This window comes from Streptomyces sp. NPDC059897 (assembly GCF_042730865.1).
Classification (GTDB): Bacteria; Actinomycetota; Actinomycetes; order Streptomycetales; family Streptomycetaceae; genus Streptomyces.
Genome location: NZ_JBHWKQ010000064.1, coordinates 17,809 through 39,966, shown reverse-complemented (window position 1 = coordinate 39,966; position 22,158 = coordinate 17,809). Strand labels below are relative to the sequence as shown.

Sequence of the window (22,158 nt, the reverse complement as noted above, 5' to 3'; positions counted from 1 at the left end):
GGGGCGCACACGGGGGCGCGTCGCGCGTTCCCCCCCCCGGACCGCCGTGGGGCCCCCGCACGTGGTTCGTGCGGGGCCCCATCGGCGTACCGGCGTATCGGCGTAACGGAAAGGGCTCTCAACGGCCCTGCGCGGCGAGCTCCTTCGCGGCCTCCGTGAGGTCCTTCGCCGTGTCGATCGCCCGCCAGTAGGCGCCCTGCGGGAGCTGGAAGCCCGCGAGCCGCTTGGCGCGGGCCAGGCGCGGGAACGTGGCGCGCTCGTGGTCCCCGAGATCCGGCAGCAGGGAGGCGAACTCGGCGGAGAAGACATACACGCCCGCGTTGATCAGATACGGGGACGGCGGCGCCTCGATGAAGTCGGTGATGTGGCCGAACGCGTCCGTCTCCACGGCGCCCCACGGAATCCGCGGCCGGGCCAGCGCGAGGGTCGCCGTCGCCTCCCGCTCATGATGGAAGTCGGCCATCTCGCGCAGCGAGAACCGCGTCCAGATGTCGCCGTTCGTCGCGTACCAGGGCTGCCCCTGATGCGGCAGATGGGAGGCCGCGAACTTCAGGCCGCCGCCGCGGCCCAGCGGCTCCTTCTCGACGACCGTGGTGACCCGCAGCGGCAACTCCGCCTGATCGAGCCACTCCTGGAGCACCTCCGCGAGATGACCGCAGGAGACGACGGCATCGGTGACGCCCTCCTCGGCCAGCCAGGTCAGCTGATGGCCGATGATCGGCGTACCCGTGCCGGGGATCTCCACCATCGGCTTGGGCCGGTCGTCGGTGTACGGGCGCAGCCGCGAGCCCTGACCGCCCGCCAGGACCACGGCCTGGGTCGGGCGATGGGCATACGGAAGCGGGCCGTGCGCGGACGGTTCAGCGGTCGTCATGACCGGAACTGTACGTGCGCACGGCCCGCGGGGACGCCAGCGGCTCGGCGGTCGAGCGCGGCTCGGGACCGGTTCGCGGCTCGGGGCCGGTCCGGTGCTCAGGCCCGGAAGCCGGCCACACCCGAGGCGAACGAGGTGTCACAGACGGGACGCGCGAACGACTGCGCGCGCGCAGGCCCGTACGTCTCCACGGCGGCACGGCCGAGCGCCTTCGCGATCGCCATGCAGTGCTTGGCGAGCGAGGGGCGGCGGTCGATCTCCTGCTGGAGGTGAGTGAGTGCAACGCCGGGGTTGTCCTCCTGGAGTTCCAGGAGGAGGCGGTCGCGCAGCACGTCCTGAGGGGCGCGCGACTTCGCGCGCTTGGAGACGTCCTGTGAGGAGGCCGTGAGAACCGATTCCGAGGAACTCCCGGACCAGTTGACTCGGGTTACCGCGAGCGTCCCGGAGAGCACCAGCATCACCGGCAGGACGAAGGCGAGCGTACGGGCGGCGCGGCGGGCGGGGCCCCGGCCCCGGGCTCGGCGCGACTTCTGGGTGTAGTTGGCAGAGTGCGTCACGCGAGTGAGCGTAGCGCTCGGTGATGATTTGGCGACATTTGGTCACTCTGATGAGGGACGAGCAAAGAGGTTTTGTTGCATACGTGTTGACGAAGCAGGGCCAAATGCCCGAGTTGCCGGGGTATTTGTCGACAATGGCGAGGGCGTGCGAGAGGGCATGCGAGAGGGCCCCGCACCGAAGTGCGGGGCCCTCATGGCTGATTGCGCGGCCGGCGGCCGTGCAGCCGTCAGTCGGAGAGGCGCTCGCCCGTGGAGGTCGAGAACACGTGGGTCTCGCCCGCGCGGGGCACGACGTGCAGCTGGGCGCCCTTCTCCGGCACCTGGCGGCCGTTCACACGGACGACCAGGTCCTTGTGCTCGCCATTGACCTCGGCCGCGCCGTAGACGTAGCCGTCGGCGCCGAGCTCCTCGACCACGTTCACGGAGACCGCGAGGCCGGCCGGGGCGTCCGAGACGTCCTTGGCGAGGGACTTCACTGCGTCGCCGTTCGCCTCGACGATGTCGAAGTGCTCCGGGCGGACGCCGACGGTGACCGTGCGGTCGCCCTTGTCGGAAGCGGCCTTCAGCGCCTCACGGTTCACCGGCACGACCGAGTTGCCGAACTTCACGCCGCCGTCGGTGATCGGGACCTCGACCAGGTTCATGGCCGGGGAGCCGATGAAGCCGGCGACGAAGAGGTTGGCCGGGCGGTCGTACATGTTGCGCGGGGTGTCGACCTGCTGCAGCAGACCGTCCTTGAGGACCGCCACACGGTCGCCCATCGTCATGGCCTCGACCTGGTCGTGGGTGACGTAGACGGTGGTGATGCCGAGACGGCGCTGCAGCGACGCGATCTGCGTACGCGTCGACACACGGAGCTTGGCGTCGAGGTTCGACAGCGGCTCGTCCATGAGGAACACCTGCGGCTCACGCACGATCGCGCGACCCATCGCCACACGCTGACGCTGACCACCGGAGAGCGCCTTCGGCTTGCGGTCCAGGTACTCGGTGAGGTCCAGGATCTTCGCGGCCTCTTCGACCTTCGTCCGGATCTCCGCCTTGTTCACACCGGCGATCTTGAGCGCGAAGCCCATGTTGTCCGCGACGGACATGTGCGGGTACAGCGCGTAGTTCTGGAACACCATGGCGATGTCCCGGTCCTTCGGCGGCAGGTGCGTGACGTCGCGCTCGCCGATGCGGATCGCACCGCCGTTGACGTCCTCGAGGCCCGCGAGCATCCGCAGGGAGGTCGACTTTCCGCAGCCGGACGGGCCGACGAGGACGAGGAACTCGCCGTCCTCGATCTCGATGTCCAGGCCGTCGACCGCGGGCTTGGTGGACCCGGGATAGACACGGGTCGCCTTGTCGAACGTGACAGAAGCCATGGCTGTGAAGCCCCCTTCACCGGCAGGAACGTGCCGGACGATCCGTTGTAAAGAAGGTGAGCCGCCATGGCTGGTGCGCCACGGCGGTGTAGCACTGGTGTAGTCCACGCGAGTGAACTGCTCGGACTGTAAGCGGCGGGCAGTGGGTTTGTCAGTACCCGGGACCACGTGACCTTCGAGGAAATTTTCGAGGGACGCGCGGCTGAGGTTGGTTACACTGCTCGGGCTGCCTCCTTAGCTCAGATGGCCAGAGCAACGCACTTGTAATGCGTAGGTCGTCGGTTCGAATCCGACAGGGGGCTCAGGAAAAGCCCAGGTCACGCCCAGTGGACCTGGGTTTTTTTGTCCGTGACGTCCTCGGGGGAGATCACCGTATGAAGCGCGTTCTGGCCGCTCTTGTCACCGTTTCCGTGCTTGCCGTGCCGTTGGCCGGGTGCAGTAGTTCGTCGAAGAGCGTCAGCGGGACCGTCGTCAGCAAGAACACGGACCGTGAGTGCAAGACGAAGAAGAAGGGGTCCAAGCGGACCCGCAGCTGTCACACCGAGTACGAGCTGCAGGTCCGTGCCAAGGGTGGGGACCGGGAAGAGGTCGACGTCAGTCTCGGTGACTACAACCAGTGTGCCGAGGGGGCCAAGTATCCCAAGTGCGCGCGGGGCTAGCGGCCCGCGATCTTGTCCGCCCATTGCGCGAGGCGTGATGAGTCGGACGAGTGGGTGGTCAGTTCGCGGCGGTCGGCGGCGTAGTACGTGGCGTACATGCCGTGGACGCCGAGCCAGCGCAGGGGTTCCGGTTCCCATTTGCGGACCTTGTGGTTGGCCCAGGGGAGCGTGGTGAGGTCGGTGGGGCCCGACTGGCCTGAGTCCTGTTGGACGAGGTCGCGGAGGGTGCGTGCGGCCAGGTTCGTGGTGGCGACGCCCGAGCCGACGTAGCCGCCGGCCCAGCCGAGGCCGGTGGAGCGGTCGAGGGTGACGGTGGCGCACCAGTCGCGGGGGACGCCGAGGACGCCGGACCAGGCGTGGTCGATGCCGATGCCGGTGAGCTGGGGGAAGAAGCGGGTCAGGATCTCGTAGAGGGCTTCGATGGTCTTGGGCTGGGTGCGGCCGTCGTTGTCCGTCTTCGAGGCGTAGCGGTAGGGGACGCCGCGGCCGCCGAGGGCGATGCGGTCGTCGGCCGTGCGTTGGGCGTACATGTAGGCGTGGGCCATGTCGCCGAGGGTTTCGCGGCCTTCCCAGCCGATGGATTCCCATTGGGATTCCGTCAGCGGCTCTGTGGCGATCATGGAGGAGTTCATGGGGAGCCAGGTGCGGCGCTGGCCCTTGAGGGAGGCGGTGAAGCCTTCCGTGCAGCGCAGGATGTAGGGGGCGCGGACCGTGCCGTAGGGCGTGATGGCGTGTTTGGGCTTGATCTCGGTGACGGGTGTTGATTCGTGGATCGTCACGCCCAGCGACTCCACGGCCGCTGCCAGGCCTTTGAGGAGTTTGACCGGGTGGAGGCGGGCGCCGTGCGGGGTCCAGGTGGAGCCGACGGCGCCGGCGACGCGGATGCGGTCGGCCGTCTCGCGGGCGCCGTGCAGGGTGCGGTCCTTCTCACCGTAGGTGAGTTCTGTTTCGTGGAAGGACTTGAGGCGTGCCAACTGGGCGGGGGTGTAGGCGACTTCGAGTACGCCGCCGTGGTGGATGTCCGCGTCGATGGATTCGGTGCGGGCTACGTCGATGACCTCCGACACCGTTTCGTTCATGGCCTGTTGGAGGCGGACGGCTCCGTCGTGGCCGTGGAGCTTGGCGTAGCGGTCGCGGCCCGCGATGCCGTTGTAGAGCCAGCCGCCGTTGCGGCCGGAGGCGCCGTAGCCGCAGAACTTCTGTTCCAGGACGGTGATGCGCAGGAACGGGGCGGCCTTCTTCAGGTAGTACGCCGTCCACAGGCCCGTGTAGCCGCCGCCGACGATGACGACGTCGGCGTTCGCGTCGCCGGGCAGGGGGTCGCGGGTGAGCGGGATGCCGTCGTCCGCGTACCAGAACGATATGCCGCCGTTGATGGTGCCGGTGGTGTCGCGGGGGCCACCGGGGCCGCTGATGCCGTTGCTCATGGCGCGGGACGTTACTGGGCGGCGACGGAATGCGGGAGGGGGGAGGTGATGGTTTCGTGGCTTTTGTCGCCTGTGAGGTGGTCATGGGACGCGTGCGGGGCGAGTGGGAGCCGGATCGTGGACGTACGGAACGTGCGGATGGTGCGGGTGAAGGGTGCGGGGCGGTTGCGGGCCGCGGCGCTGGCGGTCGTGCTGCTCGGGGTGACGGCCACGGCCTGTGGTGACGAGGGCGGTGGTGGAAGTGCCGGCGACGAGACCTCGGCCCCGGTGACCGCGTCGGCCTCTCCTTCCGTGAAGCCGGCCGGGGACGCCGACGAGCTGGCGGGGCTGCACGCGCGCGTGGAGGGCGGCGACGTGATCGTGGTGGGTGACGCGAAGGCGCCGCACACGGTGAAGGTGTACGAGGATCCGCGCTGCCCGTACTGCAAGAAGTTCGAGCAGGGCGGCGCCCGGGCGCTGACCGGGCGGGTGGCCGACGGGGACGTGAAGGTCGAGTACGTCATCGCCTCGTTCCTCGACGAGAACCTCAACGGCCACGGCTCGGTGACGGCGGCGAACGCGCTGCGCGCCTCCGTGGCGGCCGGGAAGTTCCCCGTGTACCACTCCGCCGTGTTCGCGAACCAGCCCGCCGACGAGACCACGGACGCGTACACGGACGACTTCCTGCTGAAGATCGCCGGGACGGTCGACGGGCTGCGTTCCTCCGCGTTCGACGGTGCCGTGCGGGACATGGAGTACCGGGACTTCGTGGACGCGGCGATGAAGAAGTTCCGTGCGGACGGCGTCGAGGGCACGCCCACGGTCTATGTGGACGGCGAGAAGGTCACCCCGGAGAAGGCGATGTACGACGAGGACACGTTCGAGAAGGTGCTGGAGGGCGCGGGTGTTCCCGGTAGTTGACGGGCTCCGAGGACGCGGGGGACTCCTGGAAATCGACGGGACCCGAGGGCCGGTGGCGGCTTAGGGTCGGCCGCGTGATCGACGTACCGAAGGGCCTTGTTGAGTCGCAGTACGAGTACGCGGGGGAGGCGGGCCGTGCGTTCGTCGCGGCGCTGCCCGCGCGCGTGGAGGAGTTCCTGGAGCGCTGGGAGCTGACGGTCGACGGGCCGCTGATGCACGGGATGGCCGCGCTCGTCGTGCCCGTGGTGGGTGGCGGGCGGCCCGCGGCGCTCAAGTTCCAGGTGCTGGACGAGGAGACCGAGGGCGAGCCGGTCGCGCTGCGGACGTGGAACGGTGACGGGGCCGTGCGGCTCCTCGCGTACGACGACGGGACGGGCACGATGCTGCTCGAACGGCTCGACTCCGACCGGATGTTGAGCGTCGTCGAGGACTCCCGCAAGGCGGTCCTGGTGATCGCCGAGCTGCTGGCGCGGCTGACGGCGGGGCCCGCTCCGGAGGGTGTGCGGAGGCTGTCCGACATCGCGGCGGGGATGCTCGCGCAGGCCCCGGAGGCGCTGCTGCGGGTGGCCGATCCGGCCGAGCGTACGCTGCTCGCCGACTGCGTGGCGGCGGTGCGGGAGGTCGCGGACGAGGCCGGGGACCGGCTGCTGCACTGGGACCTGCACTTCGACAACGTGCTGGCCGCCGAGCGTGAACCGTGGCTGGCGATCGACCCGAAGCCCCTGGCCGGTGATCCCGGGTTCGACCTGTGGCCCGCGCTGGACAACCGTTTCGAGCCGCAGGAGACGGTGTGGCGGTTCGAGGCGATGAGCGGGGTTCTCGGGCTCGACCGGGAGCGGGCGCGGGCGTGGACGCTGGGCCGGGTGCTGCAGAACGCGCTGTGGGACATCGAGGACGGGCGGGAGCTGGGCGCGGTGGATCTGGAGATCGCGCGGCGGCTGCGCCGCTGATCGGTGCCGTCTCGCGGGCCGGTCCCCGGCGGTCGGGTGTCAGTGCCGCGGATTAGTCTTCCGCCATGATTCGTACCGCCACCCCGGCCGACGTCCCCGTCATCCACGCCATGGTCCGTGAGCTCGCCGAGTACGAGAAGGCGCTGCACGAGGCGCGGGCGAGCGAGGAGCAGTTGCGCGAGGCGCTGTTCGGCGAGCGCCCGGCGGCGTACGCGCACATCGCCGAAGACGCGGAGACCGGCGAGCCGGTGGGTTTCGCGCTGTGGTTCCTGAATTTCTCTACGTGGCGCGGTGTGCACGGCATCTACCTGGAGGACCTGTACGTGCGTCCCTCGGCGCGCGGTGGTGGCCATGGGAAGGCGCTGCTCACGGAGCTGGCGCGGGTCTGTGTGGAGCGCGGTTACGAGCGCCTGGAGTGGTCGGTGCTGAACTGGAACACGCCGTCGATCGAGTTCTACGAGGCGATGGGTGCGCGCCCGCAGGACGAGTGGACGGTGTACCGGCTGACGGACGAGGCGCTGAAGGCGGTGGGCGCCGCCTAGGGGCCCTTCTGACGGATCTTGCTGGGGTCGCGGGCCCTGGCACGCACTCCCCCAAGCTCTGCACCGCTCGCGAAGGCCGTCCGCATCCAGCCTGATCCGTCAGAAGGGCCCTAGGGTGGCGCGCCCCCGCATTCTCTGACTAAGGTCAGAGAATGCGTGAGGGTGAGGACGGTGGCGTCGGCGACGTCGCGCGGGTGCGGCGGTTCAACCGTGTGGTCAGCGAGCGCGTCGGCGTGCTCCAGGAGCGGTTCCACGGCACCGAGCGGCCCTACGGGCAGGCCCGCCTGCTGTGGGAGATCGGCGAGGCCGGGGCGCCGCTCGACGTGCGGAAGCTGCGGGAGCGGCTCGGGCTCGACTCCGGGTACGTCAGCCGGCTGCTGCGCGCCCTGGAGGCGGACGGCCTCGTGGCGGTGGAACCGCTGGAGAGCGACCGCCGGGTGCGTACCGCGCGGCTCACGGAGCCGGGGCGCGCCGAGTGGGCTCTGCTCGACCGGCGCAGCGACGAGGCCGCGGGCTCGCTGCTCGCCCCGCTGAGCCCGGCCCAGCGCGGCCGCCTGGTCGCCGCGATGGCAGAGGTGGACCGGCTGCTCACGGCGGGCACGGTCACGCTCGACGAGGTCGCGCCCGACCACCCCGACGCCGAGCTGTGCCTGCGCGGCTACTTCGCCGAGCTCCAGGAACGGTTCGACACGGGCTTCGACCCGGCGCACAGCCTCCTGCCCGACGCCGGTGAACTCCGGCCGCCGCGCGGCCGGTTCGTGGTGGCGCGGCTGCACGGGGAGCCGGTCGGCTGCGCCGGGCTCAAGCTGCCGCCGGGCGGCGCGGCCGAGGTGAAGCGGATGTGGGTGGCGCCGCGCGTCAGGGGCCTCGGGCTCGCCCGCCGCTTCCTGGCGGAGCTGGAGGAGCGGGCCGCCCGGCACGGCGCCGAGCTGCTGCGCCTGGACACCAACAAGGCGCTTCCAGAGGCGATCGGGCTGTACCGGGCGTACGGGTTCGAGGAGGTCGCGGCGTTCAACGACGAGCCGTACGCGCACCATTGGTTCGAGAAGCGGCTGAGCCCCGCTTCCTAGAGGCGACCTGCGGCTTACGGCTCCAGGACCACCTTGCCCGTCGTGCCGCGTGTCTCCAGGGCATGGTGCGCGGCGGCCGCGTCGGCGAGCGGGAAGCGGTGCACGGCAGGGGTCAGGACGCCGTGGGCCGCGTGGTCGAGGGCGGCGAGTTCGAGGGTGCGCATCGGATTGTCGCCGCCCGCCCTGCGCAGCATCGGCGGGCCGAGGACCTGTTCCTGGGTGAGGCCGCGGCGGGCCAGTTCGGTCTCGTCGAGGAGGTGCGGGCCCTCGTCGGCGCCGATGCCCTGGGCGGACCAGCCGAAGATCAGGTGGTGGCCGCCGGGGCCGAGGAGGTCGAGGGCGCGTTCGGTCGTCGGGCCGCCGACGCCGTCGAAGAGGACGGTGGCGTCCCGGCCGCAGAGGAACTCCCGGGCCTTTTCCGCCCAGTCGGGGTCGTTGTAGTCGAGGGCGAGGTCGGCGCCGTTCGCTTCGACCGCGGCCGTCTTCCCCGGTCCACCCGCCAGGCCGATCGCGGTGCCGCCCGCGTGCTTCACGTACTGCACGAGGAGCGTGCCGATGCCGCCCGCGGCGGCGGGGACGAGCGCGACGGTGTCGGGGGTGACGGTGGTGAAGCTCAGGATGCCGAGGGCCGTGCGGCCCGTGCCGATCATGGCGACGGCGCCCGCCGGGTCCAGGCCGGCCGGGATCTCGTGGAGCCGGTCGGCGTCCGTGACGGCGAGCTCGGCGTAGCCGCCGGGGACCATGCCGAGGTGGGCGACGACGTTCTTGCCGAGCCAGGCGGGGTCGGTGTCCGGGCCGAGCGACTCGACGGTGCCGGCGACCTCGCGGCCGGGGATCGTGGGCAGTTCGGGAAGGGCCGGCAGCGGCCCTTGGACGCCGGAGCGGATCGCGGTGTCCAGCAGGTGCACGCCCGCGGCCGCGACCGCGATCCGCACCTGTCCGGGGCCCGGCTCGGGGTCCTCGGTCTTCTCGTACGTGAGGTTCTCGGCGGGGCCGAAGGCGTGCAGGCGGACGGCGTGCATGACAGCTCCTGTGGGCGGTGTGCGGTCCCTGGCGGGCGGGCTTGTGCGGCCTGGCGCCAGTCTTCGACCTCAAGCTCGGTCGAGGTCAAGGCCGCGGGTGAGGGCGCGCCGCCGCAGCGCCAGCGTCGTCGCCTCGATGGCGCTGGTGAAGGAGACCTCCGACAGGACGCCGGGCGCCGCCACCATGTCGCCCGCCAGGTAGACGCCCTCGCCGCGGTCGATCGCGGGGCGGTCGCGCCAGGTCGTGCCGGGGCGGTCGAGGGCTCCCGTGCGCCCCTGGGCGAGGGCGTCGCGCCGCCACGTCGTGCGCTCGCGCCAGCCAGGGAACGCGAGGTCGAGCAGGCCGTCGGCGCGTGCGGAACCGTCCGCCTTGGACTCGTCGGGTGCGACCGGGACCTGGCCCTGGATCAGGCTCTCGCCGTGCGGGGCGAGGGTCTTGTCCTGCGCGGTGAACCGTTCGATCCAGGCCGGGAAGTCGATGCCCGACACCGCGAAGGCGTCGCCGCGGCGGCTGCGGACGGCCAGATCGATCAGTGTCGTACGGCCGCTGTCCCAGGTCAGGGACGGGTCGCCCAGGAGCCTGCGGGCCGCGTCGAGCGAGGTGGCGACGACGACGGGGGTGTCGGTGGGCACGCAGTCGATGCGGCTCAGGGTCTCCATGCGCACGCCGAGGTTCCAGGCGCGGGACGCCATCCGGTCGACGACCGAGGACCAGCCGCCGACCGGGTACTGCGCCTCGGGCGGCACCTTGGCGGTGCGGCGCAGACGCTCCTGGACGAAGCGGGCCGCGAGCGATCCGGGGTCGTGGTGGAACAGGGCGACGGCCGTGTAGTGGGCGGCGGCGCGGGCCGCGTCCGGGCCCGCGAGGCGGGTGGCCCACGTGGTGAAGTCCTCGTCCACGGGCGCGCGTTCGGGCCTGTGGCGCAGGAGGCGCAGGAGCCCCGCGGGCGGGGTGCGGCGCAGCGCGCCGTCGCGGTGGAAGCGCAGCCGGGCGCCTTCGAGCGGCGGGATCGGGGCGAGCGGACCGAGCAGCTCGCGGCGGCGCAGCCAGGTCCAGTGCGGGCCGCCGTTGTAGAGGGCGTGCGGGCCCTCGTGGGTGAGGTGGGGGCCCTCGGCGGTGCGGGCCCGGCCGCCGAGCGTGTGGTGCGCTTCGTGCAGGGTGACGCGCGCGCCCGCCTCCGCCGCGGTGATCGCGGCGGTGAGACCGGCGAGACCTCCGCCGATGACGGTGAGCGCGGGGGTGGGGTGACGCATGGGTGCTCCTGAGTGCGTGGTCGGGCGTACGGGCGGCCTTCACGGATACGACGTGCGGGGTGGGCGCGGATGTGACATCGGGCCGTTCGCGCAGGTCACTTGGGGTCGGCCGGGGATTGTCAGTGGCGGCGTGCAGCATGGGGTCATGAGCGACAGGCGTGGTGGTGGTGCGGGGCGGTCCGCCGGAGCGGCGGGGGGCCGGGCTCCGGCGAAGGTGAAGAAGGCGCGGCGGCCGCAGGTGCGGCTGCCTCCGCTGGCGCCGTGGGAGGGGCGCGGTCTCGAACCCGACGGGGATTACGACGGGCTGGAGTTCCGGGGCGTCGACCTCGCCGGGCAGGAGGGGGTCGGGGCGCGGTTCATGGACTGCGCGCTGGCGGCGTGCGGGCTCGACGAGGCGGGCCTCGCGCGGGCCAGATTCATCGACTCGAGGCTCACCGACGTACGGGGCGTGGGGACGAACCTCGCGGAGGCGACGCTGCGGGACGTGGAGGTGGTGGACGCCCGGCTCGGCGGGGTGCAGCTGCACGGGGCGGCCCTGGAGCGGGTGGTGATCAGGGGCGGGAAGATCGACTACCTGAATCTGCGCAAGGCGCGCCTCAAGGACGTCGTGTTCGAGGGCTGCGTGCTGGTGGAGCCGGACTTCGGGGGCGCTCGCCTGGAGCGGGTGGAGTTCGCGGGCTGCGCGCTGAAGGGCGCCGACTTCTCGGCGGCGACCCTGACGGACGTCGACCTGCGGGACGCGGCGGAGCTGGGGATCGCGCGGGGCGTGGACCGGCTGGGCGGCGCGGTGATCTCACCGGCCCAACTCCTGGATCTGGCCGGGGTGTTCGCGGCGGAGCTGGGGGTGCGGGTGGAGTAGGCGTCCCTCTGGGGAGCAGCGGGTTACGGGAGGCGGGGGAAGCGGGCCTGGAGGTCCCACACGGCCGGGTTGTCGGCCAGGTCCTCGTGCATGTCCGTGAGGTCGGCGATCAGGTCGTGCAGGAAGTCCCGGGCCTCGCGGCGCAGCGCGGAGTGGGAGAAGGTCAGCGCGGGCTCCTCGGCCGGCATCCAGTCGGCCTCGATGTCCACCCAGCCGAAGCGGCGCTCGAAGAGCATGCGGTCGCTCGACTCCGTGAAGTCCAGCTCGGCGAGCTGCGGGGTGGCGGAGCGGCTGCCGAGCGGGTCCCGGTCCAGCTGCTCGACGATGTCGCACAGCGCCCACGCGAAGTCGAGCACCGGAACCCATCCCCAGGCTGTGGACACTTCCTGGTCGGCCTTGGTGTCGGCCAGGTACACATCGCCGCAGAACAGGTCGTGGCGCAGCGCGTGGACGTCCGCGCGCCGGTAGTCCGTCTGCGGCGGGTCCGGGAAGCGGCGGGAGAGGGCGTAACCGATGTCGAGCACGTAGAGATGGTGTCACGGGCGGGGCCATGGCCGGCACGAGAGTGGGCCCGGTCCGGGCACGGGCGCAGGACCGGTACTCACGAGCGTGGCCCGGGCCAGTCCTTACGGGAGCAGTCGCTGCTCCTTGGCCACCGATACGGCACCGGCCCGGGTGTCGACGCCGAGCTTGTCGTAGATCCGGCCCAGGTGGGTCTTGACCGTGGCCTCGCTGATGAACAGGGCCTTGGCGATCTCCCGGTTGCCGAGGCCGTGCGCGAGCTGGGCGAGGATGTCGCGCTCGCGGTCGGTGAGGGTGGGCCGCGGCTTGCGCATATTGGCCATGACGCGGCTCGCCACCGGGGCGGACAGCGCGGTGCGGCCCTCCGCCGCGGCGTGGATCGCGGCGAACAGTTCCTCGGGCCGCTCCGCCTTGAGCAGATAGCCCGTCGCGCCCGCCTCGATGGCGCGGGTGATGTCGGCGTCGGTGTCGTAGGTGGTCAGGACCAGGACGTGCGGGGTGGGCTCCGGTCCCGATGTGAGGCGGCGGGTGGTCTCCACGCCGTCGATGCCCTCGCCCAGCTGGAGGTCCATGAGGACGACGTCGGGCCGGACCTTCGCGACCAGCGCGATGGCCTCCTCCCCGCCCCCGGCCTCCCCGACGACCTCGATGTCCGCGGCACTGTCGAGCAACGCGAGCAATCCGGCGCGCACGACCACGTGGTCGTCGCAGAGGAGGATGCGGATGGGCTGGGTCATGACGACTCCGTTTCATCATTCAAGCGCCGGTGCCGGTTGGGTACATCCGCCTCCGTGCCGGGGCGGCTGGGCAATTCAAGCCCCGCCGGCGATTGAGGCGCGGGGTCCGGGGCGGAGCCCCGAGGCGTCAACCCCGTCGCCGGTGAAAGCGGAATCGCCGCGGAGACCACCGCCCCCTCACCCGGCGCCGACTCGAGCGACAACCTGCCACCCAGCTGCCGCACCCGCGCCCGGATCGCCGGAATCCCGTGCCCCCGCACCCCGGACGCCCCGGAGGGCAACGCGGCGGGATCGAACCCCCGCCCGTCGTCGGCGACGTCGAGGACCACCTGGTCGTCGAGCAGCGTCAGCGTGATCACCGCGCTGCCCGCCCCCGAGTGCTCCCGCACGTTCGCCAGCGCCCCCTGCGCGATCCGCAGCAGTGCCGACTGCACCCGGTCGGGCAGTCGGTCCGCGCGCCCGTCGTCGTCGACGCGGACCTGGACGGCGATCCGGTCGCCGGACTCCCGCGAGGCCACCGCCCGCAGCGCCTCCGTCAGCCCACTGGCCAGGTCGGCGGGGGCCAGATCGTGCACGAAGCGGCGCGCCTCGGTGAGGTTGTGCTCGGCGATCGACGCGGCCGTGCCGACGTGCGCGCGGGCCTTGCCGGGGTCCGCCTCCCACACCCGCTCAGCCGCCTGCAACAGCATCTGTTGGCTGGACAGACCCTGCGCCAGGGTGTCGTGGATCTCCATGGAGAGCCGCTGCCGCTCGGCGAGCGTGCCCTCGCGGCGCTCGGACGCGGCCAGTTCGCGGCGGGTGCGGATCAGGTCGTCGATGAGCCTGCGCTGCCGTGCGGCCTGCCGTTTCATCTGAAGGAACACGGCGGTGGCGATCACCGTGACGGCCGGCGGGCCGAGCAGCAGGTCCGGGTCGAGACGGCCGGCGAGCCGCAGCTGGGCGAGGATGACGAGCACCGTCAGGAGCCCCACCAGGACGAGCGCGGGGCGGGTCGGCAGCGTGCGCAGGCCCGTGTAGAAGAGCGGCACGGCGCACCACGCGAAGCTCGGCGCGAGCACCGTGAGCACCACCCACACCACGACCACCAGCGTCAGCCACACCCGCTGCCCGACCGTGGCCCGCCCCGCGAGACCCCGTACGAGCCCGGCCCCGTACAGCAGCGCCACGACCGCCGAGAGCGCGACGATCCACGGGCTGCGCTCGTCGTGCGAGTGGCGCAGCAGGAAGCGCGCCAGGGCCACGGCCAGGAGCAGGAAGAACGAGGCGTGCATGACCGCGGTGAGGCGGCGGATGTCGGTGTCGTAGCCGTCGCTGTGGTGGACGCCGTTGTCGGCGGGCTCCGGTCGGTTCCGGGTCACGGTTCCCGCACCTCCTTACGGCGTCGACCTGGGCAAACAATCCCATTGTCGCCGGGTTGTACGCCCCTGGGGTCAACCGATCGGATGACCCCGGCGTCGACCGCCCGGCGCGCCGCGACGAGCCGGTACGTCGACGGGTGGGGGCCGGTTCCGGACCCAGGATTGAAGGCAGAGCGGGACGGCGGAACGGCAAGCGCCTCCCGGTCGACCTCTCCTCCCTCTACTCGCAGCTCTCCCCCTTCACCCAGGAGTCGTTCCCATGCAGCACGCCAAGAAGGTCTCGAAGCGCACCCGCCTCATCACCGGCACCACGCTGGCCGCCGCCATCGCCGTCGGCGGGTTCGGCGCGTACTCGGCGAGCGCCGCGGACTCGGAGCCGGCCGCGCAGGCCGCCGCCGCCAAGCCCGCCGCCGCCAAGCCCGCCGCCGCCAAGGCCGGCAACACCTTCGAGTCCAAGCACCTCACCGTGGACGCCGCGACCGACGCCGCGCAGGCCGTGCTCAAGGCCGCGAAGAAGGAGAACCAGAAGGTCTCCGTCGCCGTCGTCGACCGCAACGGCAACACGATCGTCGAGCTGCGCGGTGACGGTGCGGGTCCGCAGTCGCCGGAGTCCGCCGTGAAGAAGGCGTACACCGCGGTGTCCTGGAACGCGCCCACCTCCGAGCTGACGAAGCGTCTCGAGCAGGCGCCGAACCTGAAGGACATCCCCGGCACGCTGTTCCTCGCGGGCGGGGCCCCGGTCACCGCCGACAACGCGCCCATCGCGGGCATCGGTGTCGCCGGTGCGCCCTCCGGCGACCTGGACGAGAAGTTCGCCCAGGCGGGCGTGGCGACCCTCAAGTAGGACGCGGCCGACCCGTTCGAGCCCCTGCGGCGATTGAGCAGCCTCAATCGCCGACGGGGCTTGAACTACCGGCACGGAGCGACCAGCCACGATGTACGTGCACTCGATATCTACCGGCACGATCCTGCGGCGCGCAGGGGACCTATGGAGCCGCACCATGCAGCACACCGAGATCAACCGCACGCTCCTCGCCGCCGCCGCGCACGGTGACGCCGGCGCCGTGCGGGCCGCGCTCGCGGCGGGCGCCGACGTCGAGGCCCGTGACGCGAACCGTCGTACGCCGCTCCTCCTCGCCTCCCTGAACGACCATGTCGCCGTCGCCGAGGTCCTCGTCGCGGCCGGCGCCGACCCGAACGCCCAGGACGAGCGGGACGACAGCGCGTGGCTCGCCACCGGTGTCACCGGCTCCGTGGCGATGCTGCGCGCTCTGCTGCCCGCCCGGCCCGACCTGAAGGTCACCAACCGGTTCGGCGGCATCTCCGTCATCCCGGCCGCCGAACGCGGCCACGTCGACTACGTGCGCGCCGTGCTCCGCGAGACCGACATCAACGTCGACCACGTCAACAGGCTCGGCTGGACCGCCCTGCTGGAGGCCGTGATCCTCGGCGACGGCGGCCGCGCGCACCAGGAGATCGTCGAGCTGCTCATCACGGCGGGTGCCACCCCCGATCTGCCCGACGGCGACGGCACGACCCCCCTCGAACACGCCGAGCGGCGTGGCTTCGCCGAGATCGCCGGCCTGTTGCGGGCCGTGCGGTGAGGCGCGCGGTCCTCGCGGCGGTCGCCGTCGCGGTCCTCGCGACCGGCTGCGCCGCGACGCAGGACGAAGCCAACACCCCTCCCCGTAAGGCGAGTTCCCCCACGAAGAAGCAGTCCTCCGAAACCCCCGAAGCCTCCGAGGCATCCAAAAGCCCCAAGACCCCCAAGACCCCCAAGACCTCCAAGGCCGCCAAGACCCCCGACGGCACCCTCCTTGTCGCCGACTTCGGCTCCGACACCGTCTCCTTCGTCGACCCGGCCCGCGGCGAGGGCGCCTTCGACTCGGTGAAGGTCGGCCATGCCCCGTACGGGCTCGTCGTCGGTGACGACGGCCGGGCCTGGGTCGCCACCGCCGAGGGCGTCGCGGTCGTCGACACGGACAGCCGCGAGCGCGAGGCCCTGATCCCGTACGAGACCGAGGGCCTCGGCCCCGTCACCGACGGCGAGTACCGCGGCGGCGGCATGGGCATCGCCCTCGCGCCCGACGGCAGGCACGCGTACGTGGGCGTCAATGTCCCCGGCGGGAACGGGGCGTTGGAGACCATCGACACCGAGTCCGAGAAGGTCACCGACACCGCCTCCGTCGGCCGGCGGCCCTTCGACGTCGACGTGTCGCGCGACGGGAGCCAGGTGTACGCCACCGATCACGACTCCTTCGACGTCACCGTCCTCGACACGGACAGCGGTGACACCCGCCGGATCGAGGTCGCCCCGTACGGCACCGAAGGCGGTCTCGGCTCGTGGCTGAAGCCGCACTACGCGGCCGTACGGCCCTCCGACGGCAGGCTGCTCTTCCCCTTCGAGGGCGAGCGGCTCGTCGTGGTCGACCCGGACACCGGCCGCTCGACCGTCGAGCGGATGACCGCGAACACGCATCAGCACGGCGTCACGATCACCCCCGACGGGACGCTCCTCGCCGTCGGCACCGGCCCCATCGACCCGTCCGAGGACGAGGGCCCCTCGCTCACCGTCCGTACGCCCGGCGGCAAGGAGAAGGTCGTGCCGCTCGACGGGCCGCACGAGGACGTCGCCGTCTCCGAGGACGGCGGGACCGCGTACGTCACCGGCGGCTTCACCCGCGACGGCTACTGGAACGGGATCACCGTCGTCGACATCGACAGCGGCGACACCCGCCGACTGGCCGCGGGGGAGCGGCCGTTGGGGATCGCCGTCCTCTGAGGTCCTGCCGGGCGCCGGTACCGGGGCAAGCGGGCCATAAGATCTCGGCGTGCGCCGCCGACTCCGCCTCCCCGCCGCCCTGCTCAGCGCCCTCGCCGCCGTCGCCGCGTGCGACGGCGGCGTCCACGGCACGCCCGGCGCCTCGGGCCTGCGCGATCCGTACTTCCCCAAGCTCGGCAACGGCGGCTACGACGTCGGCCACTACGCCCTCGACCTCTCCTACGACCCGGACACCAGGCACTTGTCCGGGACCGCCGAGATCACCGCGACCGCCGGCCAGGCGCTCAGCGCGTTCAACCTGGACCTCAAGGGCCTCACGGTCCGGAAGGTCACCGTCGACGGCGAGCGGGCCGTCGCCAGCCGCGCCGGGCACGAGGTGACCGTGCGACCGCACGACGAGCTGCCCAAGGGCCACACTTTCCGCGCCACCGTCCACTACGACGGCGAACCCGTCACGGTCACCGACCCGGACGGCACGGGCGAGGGCTGGCTGCGCACCGCCGACGGCGCCCTCGCGCTCGGCGAACCGACCGGCGCCATGGCCTGGTTCCCCGGCAACCACCACCCCTCGGACAAGGCGAAGTACGACATCCGGATCACGGTCCCCACCGGCGTACAGGCCGTCTCCAACGGGGAGTTGAGGAGCGCGAGGAAGTCGTCCGACGGGCGGCGCACCGCGTACGACTGGCGGGTGCGGCAGCCGATGGCGAGCTATCTGGCGACCGTCGCCGTCGGGGAGTTCGAGACCGAGCGGGGCCGCACGCCCACCGGGATCCCCATCCACACCGCCGTCGACCCGGCCGAGGCGAAGGCGAGCGCGAAGGTGCTCGACCGGCTGCCGGAGGTCGTCGACTGGGGTGCGAAGAGGTTCGGCGCGTACCCGTTCTCGTCCACGGGCGCGATCGTCGACCGGGCCGGTGACGTCGGCTACGCCCTGGAGACCCAGAACCGGCCCGTCTACCCCGGCGCCCCCGACCTCGGCCTGCTCGTCCACGAGACGGCGCACCAGTGGTACGGCGATTCGGTCACCCCGAAGTCGTGGCGCGACATGTGGCTGAACGAGGGCTTCGCGACGTACGCGGAGTGGCTGTGGGACGAGGACCACGGCGGGGACACGGCCCAGGAGACCTTCGACGCGGTCATGAAGCGGCCCGCGAGCGACGGCGTCTGGTCCTTCCCGCCCGCGAAGCCGCCGAACGCCGCGCACCTCTCCGACGACCCGGTCTACGACCGCGGCGCGATGGTGCTGCACAAGGTCCGCGAAACGATCGGCGACGCCAACTTCTTTATGCTGCTGAAGAGTTGGGCGCAGGACAACAAGTACGGGAACGCCGGCACGGACGACTTCACCGCGTACGTGGAACGGAAGAACCCCGGCAGGGGCGAGGCCCTTGCCGGGGTCTGGGAGACCTGGCTGTACGGGAACGGCAAGCCAGAATCGGCTAGTTGACGTTCACGGCCTTCCAGGCGGCGGCGACGGTCGTCGCCTCCGTGCCGCTCGCGCCGTACAGGTCGCCGGCCGCCTTGATCGTGGCCGCGCGTGCGGCCGCGTAGTCGGTCGTGGACGTCATGTACGTGGACAGCGCCTTGTACCAGATCTGCACGGCCTTGTCCCGGCCGATGCCGGAGACGGTGGAGCCGTCGGAGGTGGGCGAGTCGTAGTTCACGCCGTTGATGGTCTTCTTTCCGCTGCCCTCGCTGAGCAGGTAGAAGAAGTGGTTGGCGACGCCGGACGAGTAGTGCACGTCGAGGCGGCCCGTGGAGCGCGACCAGGAGTCGACGGACTTGCCGTCCTTGCTCGGCTTGTCCATGTAGCGCAGCGGGGTGCCGTCGCCGTTGATGTCGATCTTCTCGCCGACGAGGTAGTCGCCGACGTCCGCGGAGTTGTTCGCGGCGAACTCCACCGCGGTGCCGAGGATGTCGGACGTCGCCTCGTTGAGGCCGCCGGACTCCTTGCTGTAGTTGAGGTTCGCCGTGGCGGAGGTCAGTCCGTGGCTCATCTCGTGACCGGCGACGTCGAGCGAGGTCAGCGGGTGGGTGTTCCCGATGCCGTCGCCGTACGTCATGCAGAAGCAGCTGTCGTCCCAGAACGCGTTGACGTAGGCGTTGCCGTAGTGGACGCGGGAGTAGGCGGCCTTGCCGTCGCCCGCGATGCCGCTGCGGTTCAGGGACTCCTTGTAGAAGTCCCAGGTCTCGGCGGCCCCGTAGGCGGCGTCGACGGCGGCGGTCTGGCGGTCGGCGGCGGTGCCGTCGCCCCACTTGTCGTCGGCGTCGTGGAAGAGGGTGCCGGTGCCGGACGTGCCGCCCTTCAGGTCGTACGTCTTGTGGCCGCCGCGGGCGCCGTCGACCAGGTCGTAGCCGCCGGAGGCGGCGGTGGAGCCGACCTCGACGGAGCCGCCGTACATGCTGGTGCCGGTGCCGTTCTCGATGGCCTGGTACTTGTAGAACACCTTGCCGCTGTCGGCGTCGGTGATCACGTGCAGCTCGCTGGGCGTGCCGTCGCGCTGGGTGCCCTTGACGACGGTCTCGTACGCGAGGGCGGGCGCCCTGCTCGCGTCGGCGGCCCAGACGACCTTGTGCGCGGAGTCGGCGGTGGCGCCCTTGACCGAGTCGCCAGCGGCGGACTTCGCGGACTTCTTCGCGGTGGCGGTGCTGGTGGCGGCGTCCGTGGACGCCACGGTTATGGAGCCCTTGCGCGCCTTGGTGGTGCCCTTGAGGTCGCCGCCCTTGGCGGTGTGCACGACGAGGTCGCCGCCGAGGACGGGCAGTCCGTCGAAGGTGCGCTCGTAGCGGGTGTGCGTGGTGCCGTCGGCGTCCTTGACGACGTCGCGGGCGACCAGCTTCTCGCCGTCGGCGAGCTTCAGCTGCTCGGCTGTCGTGGCGGATTCGGCCTGCGCGTCCTTGAGGGCGGTGGCCCGCTGGGAGGCGCTGAGCGGTTGCGCCGTGGCGCCGGCCGCACGGTCCGTGGCGGCGGTGGCCGAGGTGCCGGCCGTGACACCGACGACCACCATGGCGGCGGACGCGGCGAGAGCGGCGAGGCGGGGAGCGGTAGAGCGGATTCTCACTCGGACTCCTTAGGTACCCGTGTGGGGATGGGTGCGTGGGGGGTTCGGAGGGAGAGTGGCACCCGCGATCAACCTGGTGACAGAGACCTGTCAAAACTTTGCCGGTTCGTGTCCGACTGGCGTCGGTGATTGTCCGTTAATCGATGGGTGTGGCCGAAAGGAACGGGCCCCGGCCCGCCGCTGTGCGCGGCGAACCGGGGCCCGGCCCCAACTGCTCGGCGAACGTCAGACGTTCACGCCGAAGTCCTGCGCGATGCCGACCAGGCCCGAGGCGTAGCCCTGGCCCACGGCGCGGAACTTCCACTCCGCGCCGTTGCGGTACAGCTCGCCGAAGACCATCGCGGTCTCCGTCGCGGCGTCCTCGGAGAGGTCGTAGCGCGCGATCTCGGTGCCGCCGGTCTGGTTCACGATGCGGATGTACGCGTTGCGAACCTGGCCGAAGTTCTGCGTGCGGGTCTCGGCGTCGTAGATCGAGACCGGGAAGACGATCTTGTCGACGTCGGCCGGCAGGGCCGACAGGTTGACGTTGATCGCCTCGTCGTCGCCCGCGCCCTCGCCGGAGCGGTTGTCGCCGGTGTGGACGATGGACTGGTCCGGCGTCTGCTTGTTGTTGAAGAAGACGAAGTGGCCGTCCGAGTAGACCTTGCCCTCGGGGTTGACCGCGATGGCCGACGCGTCGAGGTCGAAGTCGGTGCCGGTGGTGGTGCGGACGTCCCAGCCGAGGCCCACGGTGACAGCGGTCAGGCCCGGAGCCTCCTTGGTGAGCGAGACGTTGCCACCCTTGGACAGGCTTACAGCCATGGTTCGGGAGTCCTTCCCTCGTTAAATACGGACGTACTCGGTTGTACGTGTGCAGCCGAAGCTACTCGTACCAGTAGCAACGCCGTGAGGGGTGGGGAAGGTTCCAGGTCGCTTTACTTTCTTTACCCCGATGCCCGTACGGGCCCGTCGGCCCCGGAAATACGGGTGACGCGGGCCGTACGAACGAGCGACCATGGACGCATGTCCGGTCCTCATCCCATCCGCGGCTCGGTCGTCCTTCCGGAGGCCGAGCTCCTTTGGCGTTTCTCGCGGTCGTCGGGGCCGGGCGGCCAGCACGTGAACACGTCCGACTCGGCGGCGGAGGTGCGCTTCGACCTCGCGGCGACGGAATCGCTGCCGCCGGTGTGGAAGGAGCGGGCCCTGGAGCGGCTCGCCTCCCGCCTCGTGGACGGCGTGATCTCCGTACGGGCCTCGGAGCACCGCTCGCAGTGGCGCAACCGGGAGACGGCGGTGGTCCGCCTCGCGGCGCTCCTGGCCGAGGCCACCGCGCCCCCGCCGAAGCCGCGCCGCCCCACCCGCGTCTCCCGCGGCGTCAACGAACGCCGCCTCCGCCAGAAGAAGGCCCGCTCCGACACGAAGCGGGGGCGGTCGGGGCGGGACTGGTCCTGAGTCGGCCTAGCCCAGGTTGCGGTACTTGCCGCGGAAGTACATGAGGGGGCCGCCCTCCGCGCTGGGGAGGGCGGCCGAGAGGACACGGCCGATGACCAGGGTGTGGTCGCCCGCCACCACCGTGTTCTCCGTCCGGCACTCCAGCGTCGCCAGCGCCCCGCCCACCAGCGGAGCGCCCGTGTGCTCGCCGCGTACGTACGGGATGTCCTGGAACAGGAGCCGGTCGCTCAGCCGCCCCTTCATGGCGAAGCGGCCCGCGATGTGGCTCTGGGACTCCGAGAGGACCGACACCGCCCACAGCGGCTGATCGTCCAGGAGGTCGTCCATGCGGGAGCTGTTGCGCAGCGACACCATCACCAGCGGCGGGTCGAGGGAGACGGACATGAAGGCCGTCGCCGTCATGCCCGCGTCCTCGCCGGCCGGACCGTCGGGGTCGAGCTGCGGCTCGTGCGAGGTCAGCAGGACGACGCCTGCGGCCAGGCGGGACAGGGCGGCACGGAACTCGTCGTTGCTCACCCCCTCAGCATGCCCGGCAGGGGCTGAGGGGGCCGTGGGGGAGGGGACAGAAGTGGCGGGGGACGTCTTCAACACGCCTTCAACGCTAGCCGCGCACCCACGCGCCCCGCATCGGGCCGACGACCGAGGCCGGTCCTAGGACCATGGGCGCGTTTCGTGTTCAGGAAACGCACAGAACCCGCCCAGTAAGGCGACTCAATCCTTCATCTCCTGCTGTGACTTGAGTCACAGGAGCCATAATTTGTTGACCCTGTGTACCGGGTGCACAG

At 71.4% G+C, this 22,158-nt stretch carries 23 protein-coding genes and 1 tRNA gene; 12 read left to right on the top strand and 12 right to left on the bottom strand.

Annotation, left to right across the window (positions count from 1 at the left end):
* Nucleotides 1-118: 118 nt before the first annotated feature.
* The 3 genes from ACFV9W_RS37355 to ACFV9W_RS37345 all read right to left on the bottom strand — a co-directional run bounded on the left by ACFV9W_RS37355 (nt 119) and on the right by ACFV9W_RS37345 (nt 2,795).
* Complete coding sequence (locus tag ACFV9W_RS37355; protein WP_385770228.1) at nt 119-874, bottom strand: NDP-sugar synthase; 756 nt, start codon at nt 872-874, stop codon at nt 119-121.
* 98 nt (nt 875-972) lie between these two features.
* On the bottom strand, nt 973-1,431 hold the full coding sequence (locus ACFV9W_RS37350) for a hypothetical protein (protein ID WP_385770226.1): 459 nt from the start codon (nt 1,429-1,431) through the stop codon (nt 973-975).
* 227 nt (nt 1,432-1,658) lie between these two features.
* Nucleotides 1,659-2,795: an ABC transporter ATP-binding protein gene (locus tag ACFV9W_RS37345; RefSeq protein WP_385770224.1), complete on the bottom strand. Its 1,137-nt coding sequence runs from the start codon at nt 2,793-2,795 to the stop codon at nt 1,659-1,661.
* 228 nt (nt 2,796-3,023) lie between these two features.
* On the opposite strand from ACFV9W_RS37345, the gene ACFV9W_RS37340 reads away from it, so the two are divergent.
* Nucleotides 3,024-3,097: transfer RNA gene (locus ACFV9W_RS37340), tRNA-Thr, on the top strand.
* Nucleotides 3,098-3,169: 72 nt separating this feature from the next.
* Entirely contained in the window at nt 3,170-3,454 is a 285-nt protein-coding gene (locus ACFV9W_RS37335; protein WP_385770222.1) for a hypothetical protein, read from the top strand.
* On the opposite strand, the gene ACFV9W_RS37330 is transcribed toward ACFV9W_RS37335, so the two are convergent.
* Nucleotides 3,451-4,881: an NAD(P)/FAD-dependent oxidoreductase gene (locus tag ACFV9W_RS37330; RefSeq protein WP_385770220.1), complete on the bottom strand. Its 1,431-nt coding sequence runs from the start codon at nt 4,879-4,881 to the stop codon at nt 3,451-3,453. The genes ACFV9W_RS37335 and ACFV9W_RS37330 overlap by 4 nt on opposite strands.
* Before the next feature lie 117 nt (nt 4,882-4,998).
* Here ACFV9W_RS37330 and ACFV9W_RS37325 point away from each other — a divergent pair, with 117 nt between their 5' ends.
* The 4 genes from ACFV9W_RS37325 (at nt 4,999) to ACFV9W_RS37310 (ending at nt 8,343) form a co-directional block, all read left to right on the top strand.
* Entirely contained in the window at nt 4,999-5,781 is a 783-nt protein-coding gene (locus ACFV9W_RS37325; protein ID WP_385770218.1) for a thioredoxin domain-containing protein, read from the top strand.
* A 74-nt stretch (nt 5,782-5,855) separates the two neighbouring features.
* Complete coding sequence (locus ACFV9W_RS37320) at nt 5,856-6,731, top strand: aminoglycoside phosphotransferase family protein (protein ID WP_385770216.1); 876 nt, start codon at nt 5,856-5,858, stop codon at nt 6,729-6,731.
* A gap of 65 nt (nt 6,732-6,796) precedes the next feature.
* Nucleotides 6,797-7,273 carry a GNAT family N-acetyltransferase gene (locus ACFV9W_RS37315; protein ID WP_385770214.1) on the top strand — a complete coding sequence of 159 codons (477 nt, stop codon included), beginning with the start codon at nt 6,797-6,799 and terminating at the stop codon, nt 7,271-7,273.
* A 152-nt stretch (nt 7,274-7,425) separates the two neighbouring features.
* Nucleotides 7,426-8,343 (top strand): GNAT family N-acetyltransferase, encoded by a 918-nt coding sequence (locus tag ACFV9W_RS37310; protein ID WP_385770212.1) that lies wholly within the window; start codon nt 7,426-7,428, stop codon nt 8,341-8,343.
* 14 nt (nt 8,344-8,357) lie between these two features.
* Here ACFV9W_RS37310 and ACFV9W_RS37305 read toward each other — a convergent pair whose 3' ends face one another.
* Nucleotides 8,358-9,365 carry a zinc-binding dehydrogenase gene (locus tag ACFV9W_RS37305; RefSeq protein WP_385770210.1) on the bottom strand — a complete coding sequence of 336 codons (1,008 nt, stop codon included), beginning with the start codon at nt 9,363-9,365 and terminating at the stop codon, nt 8,358-8,360.
* Between the two features lie 69 nt (nt 9,366-9,434).
* On the bottom strand, nt 9,435-10,619 hold the full coding sequence (locus ACFV9W_RS37300; RefSeq protein WP_385770208.1) for an NAD(P)-binding protein: 1,185 nt from the start codon (nt 10,617-10,619) through the stop codon (nt 9,435-9,437).
* Nucleotides 10,620-10,764: 145 nt separating this feature from the next.
* Here ACFV9W_RS37300 and ACFV9W_RS37295 point away from each other — a divergent pair, with 145 nt between their 5' ends.
* Nucleotides 10,765-11,478 (top strand): pentapeptide repeat-containing protein, encoded by a 714-nt coding sequence (locus tag ACFV9W_RS37295; RefSeq protein ID WP_385770206.1) that lies wholly within the window; start codon nt 10,765-10,767, stop codon nt 11,476-11,478.
* 23 nt (nt 11,479-11,501) lie between these two features.
* Here the strand turns inward: ACFV9W_RS37295 and ACFV9W_RS37290 are convergent, their stop codons facing one another.
* From ACFV9W_RS37290 to ACFV9W_RS37280, 3 genes are all read right to left on the bottom strand, one after another.
* Nucleotides 11,502-12,002: a hypothetical protein gene (locus ACFV9W_RS37290; RefSeq protein WP_385770204.1), complete on the bottom strand. Its 501-nt coding sequence runs from the start codon at nt 12,000-12,002 to the stop codon at nt 11,502-11,504.
* A gap of 102 nt (nt 12,003-12,104) precedes the next feature.
* Entirely contained in the window at nt 12,105-12,737 is a 633-nt protein-coding gene (locus ACFV9W_RS37285; protein WP_385770202.1) for a response regulator, read from the bottom strand.
* Nucleotides 12,734-14,008: a sensor histidine kinase gene (locus tag ACFV9W_RS37280; protein ID WP_385770234.1), complete on the bottom strand. Its 1,275-nt coding sequence runs from the start codon at nt 14,006-14,008 to the stop codon at nt 12,734-12,736. Before ACFV9W_RS37280 ends, ACFV9W_RS37285 begins: the two co-directional genes overlap by 4 nt.
* 346 nt (nt 14,009-14,354) lie before the next feature.
* On the opposite strand from ACFV9W_RS37280, the gene ACFV9W_RS37275 reads away from it, so the two are divergent.
* The 4 genes from ACFV9W_RS37275 (at nt 14,355) to ACFV9W_RS37260 (ending at nt 18,327) form a co-directional block, all read left to right on the top strand.
* A complete protein-coding gene (locus ACFV9W_RS37275; RefSeq protein WP_385770200.1) occupies nt 14,355-14,939 on the top strand; it encodes a heme-binding protein in 585 nt (194 codons plus the stop codon).
* Nucleotides 14,940-15,096: 157 nt separating this feature from the next.
* A complete protein-coding gene (locus ACFV9W_RS37270) occupies nt 15,097-15,699 on the top strand; it encodes an ankyrin repeat domain-containing protein (protein ID WP_385770198.1) in 603 nt (200 codons plus the stop codon).
* On the top strand, nt 15,696-16,877 hold the full coding sequence (locus ACFV9W_RS37265; protein ID WP_385770196.1) for a hypothetical protein: 1,182 nt from the start codon (nt 15,696-15,698) through the stop codon (nt 16,875-16,877). The genes ACFV9W_RS37270 and ACFV9W_RS37265 overlap by 4 nt, the downstream gene beginning before the upstream one ends.
* 49 nt (nt 16,878-16,926) lie before the next feature.
* Entirely contained in the window at nt 16,927-18,327 is a 1,401-nt protein-coding gene (locus ACFV9W_RS37260; protein WP_385770194.1) for a M1 family metallopeptidase, read from the top strand.
* Here ACFV9W_RS37260 and ACFV9W_RS37255 read toward each other — a convergent pair.
* Nucleotides 18,320-19,888 carry a M4 family metallopeptidase gene (locus tag ACFV9W_RS37255; protein ID WP_385770232.1) on the bottom strand — a complete coding sequence of 523 codons (1,569 nt, stop codon included), beginning with the start codon at nt 19,886-19,888 and terminating at the stop codon, nt 18,320-18,322. The two genes, ACFV9W_RS37260 and ACFV9W_RS37255, sit on opposite strands and share 8 nt — an antisense overlap.
* A gap of 279 nt (nt 19,889-20,167) precedes the next feature.
* On the bottom strand, nt 20,168-20,743 hold the full coding sequence (locus ACFV9W_RS37250; protein WP_385770192.1) for a TerD family protein: 576 nt from the start codon (nt 20,741-20,743) through the stop codon (nt 20,168-20,170).
* Between the two features lie 201 nt (nt 20,744-20,944).
* Between ACFV9W_RS37250 and arfB the strand changes: the two genes are divergently transcribed.
* Complete coding sequence (gene arfB, locus ACFV9W_RS37245) at nt 20,945-21,373, top strand: alternative ribosome rescue aminoacyl-tRNA hydrolase ArfB (RefSeq protein ID WP_385770190.1); 429 nt, start codon at nt 20,945-20,947, stop codon at nt 21,371-21,373.
* A gap of 6 nt (nt 21,374-21,379) precedes the next feature.
* Here arfB and ACFV9W_RS37240 read toward each other — a convergent pair whose 3' ends face one another.
* Nucleotides 21,380-21,964 carry a flavin reductase family protein gene (locus ACFV9W_RS37240; protein ID WP_385770188.1) on the bottom strand — a complete coding sequence of 195 codons (585 nt, stop codon included), beginning with the start codon at nt 21,962-21,964 and terminating at the stop codon, nt 21,380-21,382.
* Nucleotides 21,965-22,158: the final 194 nt, after the last annotated feature.

What these genes read in the sequence shown, in the direction of transcription:
- ACFV9W_RS37335 (WP_385770222.1), top strand. Translation starts at nt 3,170, where the DNA reads ATGAAGCGCGTTCTGGCCGCTCTTGTCACCGTTTCCGTGCTTGCCGTG.
- ACFV9W_RS37270 (WP_385770198.1), top strand. Translation starts at nt 15,097, where the DNA reads ATGCAGCACACCGAGATCAACCGCACGCTCCTCGCCGCCGCCGCGCAC.
- ACFV9W_RS37250 (WP_385770192.1), bottom strand. Translation starts at nt 20,743, where the DNA reads ATGGCTGTAAGCCTGTCCAAGGGTGGCAACGTCTCGCTCACCAAGGAG.
- ACFV9W_RS37295 (WP_385770206.1), top strand. Translation starts at nt 10,765, where the DNA reads ATGAGCGACAGGCGTGGTGGTGGTGCGGGGCGGTCCGCCGGAGCGGCG.
- ACFV9W_RS37345 (WP_385770224.1), bottom strand. Translation starts at nt 2,795, where the DNA reads ATGGCTTCTGTCACGTTCGACAAGGCGACCCGTGTCTATCCCGGGTCC.
- ACFV9W_RS37285 (WP_385770202.1), bottom strand. Translation starts at nt 12,737, where the DNA reads ATGACCCAGCCCATCCGCATCCTCCTCTGCGACGACCACGTGGTCGTG.
- ACFV9W_RS37275 (WP_385770200.1), top strand. Translation starts at nt 14,355, where the DNA reads ATGCAGCACGCCAAGAAGGTCTCGAAGCGCACCCGCCTCATCACCGGC.
- ACFV9W_RS37300 (WP_385770208.1), bottom strand. Translation starts at nt 10,619, where the DNA reads ATGCGTCACCCCACCCCCGCGCTCACCGTCATCGGCGGAGGTCTCGCC.
- ACFV9W_RS37355 (WP_385770228.1), bottom strand. Translation starts at nt 874, where the DNA reads ATGACGACCGCTGAACCGTCCGCGCACGGCCCGCTTCCGTATGCCCAT.
- ACFV9W_RS37330 (WP_385770220.1), bottom strand. Translation starts at nt 4,881, where the DNA reads ATGAGCAACGGCATCAGCGGCCCCGGTGGCCCCCGCGACACCACCGGC.
- ACFV9W_RS37280 (WP_385770234.1), bottom strand. Translation starts at nt 14,008, where the DNA reads ATGCACGCCTCGTTCTTCCTGCTCCTGGCCGTGGCCCTGGCGCGCTTC.
- ACFV9W_RS37315 (WP_385770214.1), top strand. Translation starts at nt 6,797, where the DNA reads ATGATTCGTACCGCCACCCCGGCCGACGTCCCCGTCATCCACGCCATG.
- ACFV9W_RS37305 (WP_385770210.1), bottom strand. Translation starts at nt 9,365, where the DNA reads ATGCACGCCGTCCGCCTGCACGCCTTCGGCCCCGCCGAGAACCTCACG.
- ACFV9W_RS37255 (WP_385770232.1), bottom strand. Translation starts at nt 19,888, where the DNA reads ATGGTGGTCGTCGGTGTCACGGCCGGCACCTCGGCCACCGCCGCCACG.
- arfB (WP_385770190.1), top strand. Translation starts at nt 20,945, where the DNA reads ATGTCCGGTCCTCATCCCATCCGCGGCTCGGTCGTCCTTCCGGAGGCC.
- ACFV9W_RS37310 (WP_385770212.1), top strand. Translation starts at nt 7,426, where the DNA reads ATGCGTGAGGGTGAGGACGGTGGCGTCGGCGACGTCGCGCGGGTGCGG.